Source organism: Bacillus sp. CH_70 (assembly GCF_038007045.1).
Lineage (GTDB): Bacteria > Bacillota > Bacilli > Bacillales > Bacillaceae_G > Bacillus_A > Bacillus_A cereus.
Map to the genome: position 1 here is coordinate 3,935,141 of NZ_JBBOWL010000001.1, position 12,635 is coordinate 3,947,775.

Here is a 12,635-nt window from a genome sequence, read left to right on the forward strand (position 1 = left end):
TCATAAAGTGAAACCTTTCAGCATTATTCACTTACATACGAATAGAAAAGCGGCAAAATATTTGCCGCTATTTTGATGTTGAAAACATCCCAAAACTTCTTTTAAATAACTCCCACCAGCTCGCTGCAGCAACATCTTCTTTTGCTATAATTGTTTGTTTTAATAAAACATCTTTATCTTTTTTTATAACAAGGGTGCCAAGCGCGTCACCTTTTTTAATCGGTGCTTTTACTTTCTTTTCAGCAATTACTTCTTGTTTTACCTTGTCCATATTCTCGCCCTTCTTCATAAGAAGAGAAACATTATCTGACGCAACTAAATCTACTTTTTCTTTTTTCCCTTTTCCTACTTGAACTGTCTTAATTTTTTCGCCGCGCGTATACAATTTCTTTGTCATATATTGTCCAAATGCATAGTCAAGAAGCTTTGTCACTTGGTTGTTCCGTTCTTTTGATGTTGGTGCTCCCATGACAACTGAAATGACACGCATACCATTTTTTTCAGCCGATGCTGTTAAACAATATTTCGCTTCTGTCGTAAAACCTGTTTTTACTCCATCTACGCCAGGATAAAAACGTACTAGTTTATTCGTATTAACGAGCCAAAACTTTTTATCCGTATCTTCACGTAAATAATCTTCGTACTTACCTGTGTATTTACGAATAAGTGGATACTTCATCAATTCTCTCGCCATTATAGCCATATCATTTGCTGTCGAATAATGGTCTTTGGCCGGAAGACCTGTTGGGTTTTGAAAATGTGTATTTTTCAGCCCTAAATCTTTCGCCTTTTTGTTCATCATATTTACAAATCCTTCTTCTGAACCTGCGATGTGCTCGGCTACTGCAACAGATGCGTCATTTCCAGATGCAATTGCAATACCCTTTAACATCTCATTTACAGTCATCTCTTCCCCAGGTTCTAAAAAGATTTGCGATCCACCCATTGAAGCTGCATGTTCGCTTGCTCTAACTTTATCGGTCAGTTTTAGTTTTCCTTTTTCAACTTGTTCCATAATTAAAAGCATTGTCATAATCTTTGTCATACTAGCAGGTGGTAATTTTTCATTTGGGTTTTTATCAAATAAAACTTTACCTGTATCTTGCTCAATTACGATTGCTGACGACGCTTGTTCCGCTAACTTCGGCGTTGTTTCTTCTGTTTTCTCCTGCTTCGTTTTTTCAGATTGCGCAAAACTCACTGAAGTTCCAGAAAGCAATAACATGAAACAAACAAGTATTCCAAAAACTCGCTTCATGACTAACCCTCCATTCTATATCAGACCTATTTTTTCCAATTCTCCTTTTTTTAATACCAATTTTTTCTATTATTTTCAGTTGACAAATACATTCGCCCCCTATATTGTATTAAGTGTATTACGCATAGTAGTACACTTAATACATATGAGGAAGGAGACATTGCTCTTGCATATTCAACTTGACCCAAGAAGCAACACTCCGATATGGGAACAAATTGTTCAAAATATAAAAGAACTCGTATTGAAAAACATGTTGGCTCCAAGTGATAAACTTCCTTCTGTACGCGAACTCGCTTCTTTACTCGTTATAAACCCAAATACAGTGAGTAAAGCGTATCAAGAGTTAGAGAGACAAGGAATTATTGAAACGTTACGAGGAAAAGGAACATTTGTATCCCAATCGATTACCCCAACATTAGACGAAAGGAAAATCGCTATGGTTGAAAAGCAATTTCATCAATTACTATTAGAAGCCTCTTATCTTGGTGTTACGAAAGATAAAATTCATGATTGGATAGATTCATACTATAAAGAGATTGGAGGAAATACGGATGCTGAAAGTGACAAGCTTGAAGAAAACAATTGATAATCAAACAATTTTAGACGATGTTTCTTTCACATTACAAAAAGGTAGTATCATCGGGTTACTTGGAAGAAACGGCGCGGGAAAAACAACTTTATTACGAACGATGGTCGGCATTTTAGACCCGGACGAGGGAACTGTTACATATGAGGATATCGACATCCATAAAAATCCTGAAACGAAACAAAAAATCGTATATGTTCCCGATTCTACTAACATACTGAACGGTTATACAGTAAAAGAAATCGTGAAGTTTTATAAATCAGTTTATACAGCATTTGATGAACCATATTTCTATGAACTACTAGAACATTTCAACTTACCAAATAAACGAATTCGTAGTTATTCAAAAGGAATGAAAGCACTGCTTGCCATCATTTTAGCTGTTGCTGCAAAAGCAGAATATATTATTTTAGATGAACCAACAAATGGACTTGATCCTATCGTTAAAAGACAGATTTTACAGTTTCTCGTTGGAGAAGTTGCAGAAAAAGAAATTACCATTTTCATCTCAACCCATCATTTAGATGAAGTGGAACAAATTGCAGATACAATCATTATGTTAAAAGGACATACTGTAGCATCTATTACGTCACTAGACGATGCAAAATCACAATTTGCAAAAATACAAGTAGCTTACGAGCGTGCATTACCTCAAAAACTAGAAAACTTAAGCAATATTAAAATATTAAATCAAACAGGAAAAGTGTATACGATTTTAATTGAGGGAAATGTGGCTACAACACTGGAGAAGTTTTATAAAGAGCAACCTATACTCATTGAAGAATTAACAATGTCACTTGAAGATGTCTTCGTTACGACACTGGAGGAGGATGGGTATGTTTCATAAGGCGTTGTGGATGTGGAATTGGAAGCGCGGGAAATATGCTGCGTTGCTTTTTCTCTTCAGTTCACTTTATTGTTTATCTTTTGAATACTATCAAACAGCAGAAGAACAACAGTCTCTCTTTCTCCACCCAGAAAGATTGGGTGAAGAAAAGGTCTACTATCATTATTCTTTTTATTCCTCTAATAGCTTTTGGTTAGGTGTTATTACAATTATCCTAGCCTGTATATTAATTGGCTGGGAGCGAAGTAATCAAAATGGAAATTCACTTATGACGTTTCCATTTAAAAGACGTGATATGTTCTTGTCGAAATGGGTTTTCGGTGGATTTTTCATTGTACTATCACTTCTAATCAATTGGGGTCTTATGTATTTTATTTATAAATCTACGATTCACTTTGAATATCAATCTTTCGAACCGTTTCATCGATATTTCCTGTATGCAATTTTCACATATATAGCGATCTATACTGTCTCTTTATGTATCGGTACATTTACTGGCAGTATTATTTCACAAAGCATCTTTAGCATTACTTTTTGCATCATGGGAATGGGAATCTTTTCACTCTTACTCCTTTTCTTTACAGCTCACGCTGAGGCGATACAGGGGAATAAAAGTTATACGAATTTCGAAAACGTTTATGAATTCAATAGAAAAACCAACATTTCAAGCGCAATATTAGACTTTTCAATTAGTTATAATTACCACCCTACTGCCCAATCAGATGAAGATCATGGAAAAGTAATACAAAGGGGACCTACTTTTCATAGTTATTACTCTGCAAAAATAATACTTGTTCCTATCTTCTATACAATTTTCAGTTTGCTTATTGGGATGTTTCTCTATGCACGATCACCTAATGAACATAATAAGAAAATTTTCCTTTTTCCAAAATACAACTCAATTTGGATATGGGGTACTACCTTTTATTTTGCATTAATAGGTGGGCAAATGTTAAAACGTTTCGATTTATTATTTAGTTACTATGTTGGGTTCTTTTTATTTGGAATCGTCACTTATTTTATATTATCACGTCTTACAAACTATAAAGTTTTTTAAAGGAGAGATCCTATGTTTCAAAAAGCATTATGGGTGCATACCTACAAACAAAGTAAATATATTATTTGGCTATTTTGGTTAGTAAGTTTTTATGTACTATCATATAAATACTATTTAGCAGCTGCCGAGCAATTAAAATATTTTCATGAAAATAATGAATGGAAGTATATATACCGATATAATTATCAACTTTCACTTCCCGATGCTATTATGGTTCAAGGAGGACTCCTTATTATATTAGCCTGCATTCTTATTGGATGGGAACGTCAAAATCAATCAAGTGACATTTTATGGTCTATGCCATTTAAACGAACACATCTCTTCATAACGAAATGGCTTTTTGGTGTGTGTAATATTGTAGCTATAGTTATACTAAATTGGGGACTTTTTGCTATTATGAAAAAGACAACCTTTCATAATAAGTATCAAATATTTTCACCATTTCATACTTACTTCTTGTACATGGTTATCGTCTTAATTGCTATATATACACTTGCATTATGCATAGGAACAATTGCTGGTAATATGATTTCACAAGGATTCTTCAGTGTTGCTATACTTGGATTCCCTTTTATTTTGCCGACTCTAATTGCCGGAGCTATTTCTATTCATACGGTTGGACTTACTTCCAATCATACCGTCTATACGGAGGAAAATGTAGATCGTTACGGTTCAGTAATAGAAAAAATGAGTATTTTAGCGCCCGTTCGTGGATTCAATATTAATTTTAATTACGATCCTCAACGTGCTTATACTGATCAACAAGGCGTACGTCATGATGAACCTAATTTTACGTATATCCCTTCAGCAACAAAACTTACCGGTCCAATTGCAAATATACTTATTCTATTCCCTTTAGGAATGTACTTATATACAAGATCACCTAATGAACAAAATGGAAACTTTCTATTATATCCGAAGCTTAAAACACTATGTATGATATGTTGTGTAATCTTTATTGGAATGTTTGGAGGAATGGCAGCGGGCGGAAGTCGTTCTATCTTAAATTATTATATTGGTTTTATAGGGACCAGTACGATAGTCTACCTACTATTATCTCGCTTATTAAAATTTAAATTTTCTTGGCGTGTGAAATAACCTCCTTTAAAAGGAGGTTATTTCACATTCTCTCTCCTATCCCCATACACCATCTCTTCTTTCATCCCAAATCCATCACCATTTTGCACAATTTGCTCTGTCGGGGCAACTATACTTTCAGCAATTTTCCATTCCCCACGCTCTTTTACGAATACTTGTAGAAAATAATTCATGCCATCTAGTTGATATGCATTTTCTTTTTTCACATTATAGTGAATCGCAATGTAGTACACTTGAATATTTTCTTTTCCTATTTTTGATACGTATTGCGATAATCTCGGTATATAGAGGGTCGCTTTCTGAAAAGATAGTTGCTTCGCTTTAACAAGCGATGAACTTGTTACATTACGTAATGTGTCCCGATTACGAATATTATCGCTATGGTGGAATAATACTGCGTTTTGCATAGAACGAACCCATAATTTCGAATATAAGACTGTATTATCGTTTTCGATGTACTTCACTTCTTTTCGCACCACTTGGATAGGCGTATCTGCGTACGTGAATGTTTGAAAACAGAAAAAACTACCAAATAAAATGGTAAGTGCAGCAATATATTTCATAATCTTTCCTCCGATCTTTTAATTAAAGTATCGGAGTTTCAAAATATTTTTATTCAAAAGAAAAAGGATAGGAGTGCTTTCGCTTCCTATCCTCATTTATTATAATACGCGGCCAAATAGTTCTAAGACCATTTCTATTTCTTGGTCGCTCCAACCTTTAAATCTCTCTTTATAATATTCTTTACGCACAGCTTCAAGTTTTTCAGTTACTTCTCTTCCGTGCTCTGTAATTTCTAAGTACACGATTCGACGATCTGAATTAGAACGTTTTCTTTCTACTAATCCTTTTCGTACGAGACGATCTGTAACAGCTGTAATATGACTGGAGGTTACGTTTACTTCACTCGCAATTTGCGAAGCCATCTGTGGACTGTTTAAAAATAACGCACGTAATACAGAAAATTCATTATATGGCATATGTTCTGCAAAACGTGTATTAATATCATTTTGTAATAAACGTATCATTTTTCGAAATGATGCAGATAAATCTAAAATCAGCGTTTCTCTTTTTTCGTTCAATAGCCTCGTCCCTTTTTTATCATATTTACACATATTATAATCTATAAATACCTATGTTGTATATGCTTTCTTTCCTCAACATTCTCATTTATGTAACTTTTTCATATAAATTTCTTTTTTGTTCACACATATACATATAAAAAGGATGGTGATGGAAAATGCAGGGTGGAATGAATCCTTATTTACACAACGTACGCACTGCTAATACTGGTAAAGAAGCTACTATTACTGTACAAGGAGAAGGTGTTGTAAAAGCAAAACCGAATGTTGTTATATTAACACTCGGCATTCGAACAGATGATAAAAATGTAAAACAGGCTCAAGAAGAAAATGCAGTGCAATCCAAACAATTGCTGGATGCACTTAAACAGCTTGGTATTGCCGATAAAGATATAGAGACGATTTCTTATACAATTACTCCTCAATACGAATATGTAAATGATAAAGCATTGCTACAAGGATACCGTGTAGAGCATTTGTATGAAATTACCGTTTTAAATGTACAAAAAGCTGGGGAAGTATATGATATAGCCGTTTCAAATGGCGCAAATGTAGCAAAAGGGTTACGTTTCCGAGTATCTCATCCAAATAAATATTATGAGCAAGCTCTCATTCAAGCTCTGCACCAGGCAGTAGAAAAAGCTCGTGCTATTGCGAGTACATATAATTTAAATATTAATCCTGTTCCCCTCTCATTCGTTGAAGAATCTGCCCAATTACCAAGGGAGGTTACGTCTTATGCTACTTTACATGCGCAAGCAGCTCCACCTATTCAATCGGGAGAATTAGAAATTATTTCAACAATACGGGCGATTTTTACGTATTTATAAATAATTTCATTTATAAGTAAACGTTATCATTTTCCTTGTTGTAAAAACATGATGTTCTGATATAATAAAGGACGGTGAGCTCTTACGAAAGAGATATCACGGGTGGGAGAGGGATATGAAAAAGAAGGTTTAACATGAAAGGAATACTTGAAAGAACATTTAAATTAGGTTTACACGAAACATCACCAAAACAAGAAGTTTTAGCTGGAGTTACGTCATTTTTCACGATCGTATATATTATGATTGTAAATGCGTCAATTTTATCCGATGCTGGCATTCCTCTTGAAGCTGGAATTTTAGCAACTGTTTTCAGTTCATTTGTCGGATGTCTACTCATGGCATTTTGGGCAAATGCACCTGCTATTCTTGTCCCTGGTATGGGTGTAAATGCATTCTTCACGTACACAGCTGTGCATACGCTTGGACTAACTTGGCAAGAAGCATTAGCTGCTGTCTTTATCTCTGGTATTATTTTTGCAATTGCCGCTTTTACACCAATCGCTCGCGTGCTATCAGTATCAATTCCAAAGTCATTAAAAGAAGCAATTACTGTCGGCATCGGATTATTTTTAGCGTTTATCGGATTGCAAAAAGGTGGTTTAGTCGTTTCGAACCCAAATACTGCTGTTGCAATGGGTAAATTAAGTAACCCTGTCGTTCTTGCGACCGTGCTTACTCTTATCGTTGCACTTGTACTATTTATTCGTAACGTACGTGGAAACTTTTTATGGACGATTGCAATAGGAACTGGTATTGCATGGCTATTTGGCCTTGTTGATACAAGTCAAATCGGAAATAGTTCATTCTCATTCGCTAATTACGGCGATGTGTTTGGAGCTATGTCATTTGGCAAACTTTCTTCCTTACCGTTTTGGATTGCAACATTCTCCTTAAGCATGGTGCTTATTTTTGAGAACATGGGACTTCTGCACGGTTTATTAGAAGATGACCGTAAATTCCCACGTGCTTACCAAGCCAATGCAATTTCAGCAATGACATGTGGTCTATTTGGCACAAGCCCTACCGTATCAACAGTAGAGAGTGCCGCAGGTATTACTGCAGGCGGAAAGACAGGTCTGACGTCTATCGTTACGGGGTTGTTATTCTTTGCATCATTGTTTGCACTTCCGTTTGTCAAACTAATTCCTGATAGTGCCATTGCACCAATCTTAATTATTATTGGCGGCCTGATGATTACAAGCATTCAGCAAATTCCTCTGAACGATTTTTCAGAAGGATTTCCAGCGTTCTTAATTATCGTCATGATCCCGCTCACATATAGTATCGCTGATGGCATTGCGTTCGGATTTATTGCTTACCCCATCTTAAAAGTTGCTCTTGGAAAGCGTAAAGAAGTCGCACCATCTATGTATATCATTACATGCTTATTCTTAGCTATGTTTGTATTACATGCTATTGGTTAAGAAAAAACACCGGGGAAATCCTCGGTGTTTTTTTACTTAAACCATCCTTTTTTATAAAACCAGGCCATCATTCCGCCGCCAATTAATGCCATTAGAAGAAGACAAATAAAATAACTATATTGTCCACCAAGCTCTGGCATATGCGTAAAGTTCATTCCATATACTCCCGCAATAAATGTTAATGGCATGAAAATAGTCGAGAATACAGTTAATGTTTTCATAATGTTATTCATATGATGTGAGTTTAATGAAAAATAACTATCCCGAATATCGGCCGTTAACTCTCGACTTGCCTCAATCATTTCCGTAAGTTTAAGTAAATGATCATGTATATCTTTAAAATAAATCTCATGATCACTTATACCGTAAAAACGAGTGGAATTCAAAATACGATACAATAAATCACGCATTGGAATAATTGTACGTCTTAACTTAGATAAATCTGCCCTAATATCAAATACTTCTTCTAGTACGGCTCCTGCTGTCTCACCTGTTAAATTATCATCAATCGCATTTAAATGATCTTCAATGTAATATACAGGTGCGAAATAATCATCTACAATTTGATCAGTGATCGTATGTGCTACATGTAAAGGTCCTTTCTTAATCCGCCTCTTCTCACCAAGTGTTTTCCATACTCTTTCAATTGCATTATTATGAGAAAAATGGAAAGAAACAATATAGCGATCACTAACAAACAAATCAATTTCATGTGGTTCTAGCCCATCTTCTCCAAACGCGTGAAGAACTAAAAAGTTATATCCATCATAAAAATCAACTTTTGGTCTCTGTACATATTCTAGACAGTCTTCAATTGCAAGGGGATGGAACTTAAAATGGTCTTGCAGAATATATGTATACTCTTCTTTCGTTGGCTTATATAAATCTAGCCAATACCATACAATATGGTCTTTCTTTGTTTCTTCTAGAGAAACATCATATAATACTTCATCTGTTTTTGTTACTGCACAAATTCTAATCATAATTTCACCCATTATTATTATAAACAAAAAATAGTAAAAAAAGCCAAGGAGAAATCTCCTCAGCTTTTTTTTATTACTTCGTTACGATACCGTGTACTAAAGTTGGTGCATCTACGTGTTCTTTAGAAATCTTCATGTTCTCATAAATTTTCGCTTTTACATCTTCAACATTTTCGCGGTTTGCGTAAATTGTAACAAGGGATTCACCTTGCTTCACGCCATCGCCTACTTTTTTGCGCAGCATTAGACCAACTGCTAAATCAATTTCAGACTCTTTCGTTGCACGTCCTGCTCCTAAAAGCATTGCTGCTGTTCCGATTTCGTCTGCAACGATTTCTGATACATATCCGTCTTCTTTCGCTTCCACTTCAATTTTAAATTGTGCTTGTGGCAATTTAGAAGGGTCATCAACAACAGATGCGTCACCGCCTTGCGCTGATAAGAACGTTTTAAATGATTCTAGCGCTTTTCCGTTGTTCATTACTTCAATTAGCTTTTCACGTGCATCTTCTAAAGATGAAGCTTGTCCAGCAAGGTACACCATTTGACTTCCAAGTGTTAAACATAGCTCTTCTAAATCTTTCGGCCCTTTACCTTGTAATGTATCAATTGCTTCTTGAACTTCTAATGCGTTACCGATAGCTTCACCGAGTGGTTGACTCATATCAGAAATAACTGCCATCGTATTACGACCAACGTTATTACCGATACGTACCATTGCTTCTGCTAAACGTTTTGCATCTTCATCCGTTTTCATAAATGCACCTGCTCCAGTTTTTACATCAAGAACAATTGCATCTGCACCAGCAGCAATTTTTTTACTCATAATCGAACTTGCAATAAGCGGAATTGAGTTTACTGTTGCTGTTACATCACGAAGTGCATATAACTTTTTATCAGCAGGTGTTAAGTTACCACTTTGGCCGATAACAGCGATTTTGTTTTCATTTACAAGACGCATGAATTCATCGTTTTCAATTTCCACATGGAATCCTGGAACTGCTTCTAATTTATCAATTGTACCACCAGTATGTCCTAAACCGCGTCCAGACATTTTCGCTACTGGTACACCTAAAGCAGCTACTAATGGACCTAATACAAGTGTCGTTGTATCACCAACACCACCTGTCGAATGCTTATCTACTTTTACACCTTCAATAGCTGATAAGTCGATTGTATCACCGCTATTTACCATTGCCATCGTTAAATCAGCACGCTCTTGATCGTTCATATCTTGGAAGAAAATTGCCATTGCAAGTGAACTTACTTGATAATCAGGAATATCACCATTTGTATATCCTTCAACAATAAAGTTAATTTCTTCTGTCGTTAATGCATGTCCGTCACGTTTTTTTGCAATTAGGTCCACCATTCTCATTGTGAAGTCACCCCTTCATTTGTTTTACGATTGCTTTTACTAATGCTAAGAAGTTAGCTTTAACACGTTCTGTCGTTTCAATTACTTCATCGTGGTGAAGTGGCTGATCTAAAATACCAGCTGCCATATTTGAAATACAAGAAATACCTAATACTTTCATACCAGCATGACGCGCTACAATTACTTCAGGTACTGTTGACATACCAACTGCATCTCCGCCAAGTGTACGAAGCATACGAATTTCAGCAGGTGTTTCATATACAGGACCTGTCATTCCTACGTATACACCTTCTTGTACTTTAATATTTAAGTCTGCTGCAACTTGTTTCGCCATTTCGCGAAGTTCTACTGTATATGATGTAGACATATCAGGAAAACGTACGCCCATTTCAGAATCATTCGGTCCGATTAATGGATTCGTACCCATGAAGTTAATGTGGTCTGAAATTAACATAAGATCGCCTGGCTCAAATGATGTATTTACACCACCAGCTGCGTTTGTTACAACTACTGTTTCTACACCTAGTTCTTTCATAACACGAACTGGGAATGTTACTTTTTGCATGTCGTATCCTTCATAGAAGTGGAAACGTCCTTGCATTGCTACTACTGTTACACCTTGAAGTGTACCAAATACTAGTTGACCTGCATGGCCTTCTACAGTTGATACTGGGAATTCAGGGATTTCACTGTAAGGTACTGTTACTGCGTTCTCAATTTCGTCTGCTAATACACCTAGTCCTGATCCAAGGATTAGTCCTACTTGTGGTGTCTCTTGAAATTTCTCTTTTAAGTATGAAGCTGATTTTGTAATAAGTTCACGATTCATTTGTTTATCCCCCTATTTCTTTAGCTCGTTTAAGAAGCTTGTTCCGTATTCTGGCATTTTCACACCGAAGTTTTCTGCTACTGTTGCACCAATATCAGCAAATGTTTGACGAAGTGGTAACTCTTGTCCGCCTTCTTTCATGCTTGGGCTATATGCTAATAATGGTACATATTCACGTGTATGGTCAGTACCAGGGTGAATTGGATCATTACCGTGGTCTGCTGTAATTAATAATAGATCATCTTCTTTTAGTTTTGCGAATACTTCTGGAAGACGTGCATCATATTCTTGCAGAGCTTCTCCGTATCCTTGTGGATCACGGCGGTGGCCGAATAATGCATCAAAGTCAACTAAGTTTAAAAAGCTAAGACCTGTAAAGTCCATATTTAATGTATCTACAAGCTTATCCATTCCATCCATGTTAGACTTCGTACGAAGTGATTCAGTTACCCCTTCGCCATCATAAATATCAGAGATTTTACCGATAGCAATTACATCGTAGTCACTATCTTTTAATTCATTCATTACTGTACGACCGAATGGTTTTAATGCATAGTCATGACGGTTTGGTGTACGTGTAAAGTTTCCAGGTTCACCAACGAATGGACGAGCAATAACACGACCTACCATGTATTTCTCATCTAATGTTAATTCACGTGCAATTTTACAAATTTTATATAACTCATCAAGTGGCACTACTTCTTCGTGTGCTGCAATTTGCAATACGCTATCAGCAGAAGTATAAACGATTAAAGAGCCTGTTTCCATTTGCTCTTGACCAAGTTCATCAAGAATCTCAGTTCCAGAAGCTGGCTTATTACCGATAATTTTACGGCCTGTTTTTTCTTCTAATTCATCAAGTAATTCTTTCGGGAATCCTTCCGGGAACACTTGGAATGGTGTATCAATGTAAAGGCCCATGATTTCCCAGTGACCTGTCATTGTATCTTTACCAGTAGATTTCTCTTGCATTTTTGTGTAATATCCAAGTGGTTTCTCTACTTTAGAGATACCTTTCATTTCTCGAATGTTACCAAGACCTAATTTCACCATGTTAGGCATTTGTAACCCATTCATATGTTCAGCAATGTGACCAATTGTGTCAGATCCTAAATCACCAAATTGCTCAGCATCTGGTGCTTCACCGATTCCCACAGAGTCCATTACGACTAGGAATATACGTTTATATTTATTCATAACTGCGACCTCCTATAAGTTCAGTTTTACTTCTTGTAGTATGTTCAAAACGCTATAAAGTGAAAC

The 12,635-nt window shown here is 36.0% G+C and carries 13 protein-coding genes; 6 read left to right on the plus strand and 7 right to left on the minus strand.

Annotation, left to right across the window (positions count from 1 at the left end):
• Window positions 1-67: 67 nt before the first annotated feature.
• Window positions 68-1,258 (minus strand): serine-type D-Ala-D-Ala carboxypeptidase DacF, encoded by a 1,191-nt coding sequence (gene dacF, locus N2V79_RS19975; RefSeq protein ID WP_000831997.1) that lies wholly within the window; start codon window positions 1,256-1,258, stop codon window positions 68-70.
• 166 nt (window positions 1,259-1,424) lie between these two features.
• On the opposite strand from dacF, the gene N2V79_RS19980 reads away from it, so the two are divergent.
• Genes N2V79_RS19980 through N2V79_RS19995 form a run of 4 tightly spaced genes read left to right on the plus strand, consistent with a single transcriptional unit; the run spans window position 1,425 to window position 4,846 of the window.
• Window positions 1,425-1,844 carry a GntR family transcriptional regulator gene (locus tag N2V79_RS19980; RefSeq protein WP_000548040.1) on the plus strand — a complete coding sequence of 140 codons (420 nt, stop codon included), beginning with the start codon at window positions 1,425-1,427 and terminating at the stop codon, window positions 1,842-1,844.
• Window positions 1,810-2,691 carry an ABC transporter ATP-binding protein gene (locus N2V79_RS19985; RefSeq protein WP_065485110.1) on the plus strand — a complete coding sequence of 294 codons (882 nt, stop codon included), beginning with the start codon at window positions 1,810-1,812 and terminating at the stop codon, window positions 2,689-2,691. The genes N2V79_RS19980 and N2V79_RS19985 overlap by 35 nt, the downstream gene beginning before the upstream one ends.
• Window positions 2,681-3,748, plus strand: coding sequence for an ABC transporter permease (locus tag N2V79_RS19990; protein ID WP_142947115.1), 1,068 nt, complete (start codon window positions 2,681-2,683; stop codon window positions 3,746-3,748). The genes N2V79_RS19985 and N2V79_RS19990 overlap by 11 nt, the downstream gene beginning before the upstream one ends.
• A 12-nt stretch (window positions 3,749-3,760) precedes the next feature.
• Window positions 3,761-4,846 (plus strand): ABC transporter permease, encoded by a 1,086-nt coding sequence (locus N2V79_RS19995; protein ID WP_340720181.1) that lies wholly within the window; start codon window positions 3,761-3,763, stop codon window positions 4,844-4,846.
• Between the two features lie 17 nt (window positions 4,847-4,863).
• Here the strand turns inward: N2V79_RS19995 and N2V79_RS20000 are convergent, their stop codons facing one another.
• Window positions 4,864-5,409, minus strand: coding sequence for a hypothetical protein (locus N2V79_RS20000; protein WP_069604579.1), 546 nt, complete (start codon window positions 5,407-5,409; stop codon window positions 4,864-4,866).
• Between the two features lie 99 nt (window positions 5,410-5,508).
• A complete protein-coding gene (locus N2V79_RS20005) occupies window positions 5,509-5,928 on the minus strand; it encodes a MarR family winged helix-turn-helix transcriptional regulator (RefSeq protein WP_001003307.1) in 420 nt (139 codons plus the stop codon).
• Window positions 5,929-6,086: 158 nt separating this feature from the next.
• Here N2V79_RS20005 and N2V79_RS20010 point away from each other — a divergent pair, with 158 nt between their 5' ends.
• Together N2V79_RS20010 and N2V79_RS20015 are read left to right on the plus strand one after the other, a co-directional pair.
• Window positions 6,087-6,758 carry an SIMPL domain-containing protein gene (locus tag N2V79_RS20010; RefSeq protein ID WP_001161449.1) on the plus strand — a complete coding sequence of 224 codons (672 nt, stop codon included), beginning with the start codon at window positions 6,087-6,089 and terminating at the stop codon, window positions 6,756-6,758.
• A 134-nt stretch (window positions 6,759-6,892) separates the two neighbouring features.
• Window positions 6,893-8,182, plus strand: a complete 1,290-nt coding sequence (locus tag N2V79_RS20015; RefSeq protein ID WP_000676248.1) for an NCS2 family permease — start codon at window positions 6,893-6,895, stop codon at window positions 8,180-8,182.
• 32 nt (window positions 8,183-8,214) lie between these two features.
• On the opposite strand, the gene corA is transcribed toward N2V79_RS20015, so the two are convergent.
• The 4 genes from corA to deoB all read right to left on the minus strand — a co-directional run bounded on the left by corA (window position 8,215) and on the right by deoB (window position 12,569).
• A complete protein-coding gene (gene corA, locus N2V79_RS20020; RefSeq protein ID WP_002026281.1) occupies window positions 8,215-9,177 on the minus strand; it encodes a magnesium/cobalt transporter CorA in 963 nt (320 codons plus the stop codon).
• Window positions 9,178-9,238: 61 nt separating this feature from the next.
• Window positions 9,239-10,543 (minus strand): pyrimidine-nucleoside phosphorylase, encoded by a 1,305-nt coding sequence (locus N2V79_RS20025; protein ID WP_069356161.1) that lies wholly within the window; start codon window positions 10,541-10,543, stop codon window positions 9,239-9,241.
• Between the two features lie 7 nt (window positions 10,544-10,550).
• Entirely contained in the window at window positions 10,551-11,372 is an 822-nt protein-coding gene (locus N2V79_RS20030) for a purine-nucleoside phosphorylase (RefSeq protein WP_001078446.1), read from the minus strand.
• Between the two features lie 12 nt (window positions 11,373-11,384).
• Window positions 11,385-12,569, minus strand: coding sequence for a phosphopentomutase (gene deoB / locus N2V79_RS20035; RefSeq protein WP_001046079.1), 1,185 nt, complete (start codon window positions 12,567-12,569; stop codon window positions 11,385-11,387).
• Window positions 12,570-12,635: the final 66 nt, after the last annotated feature.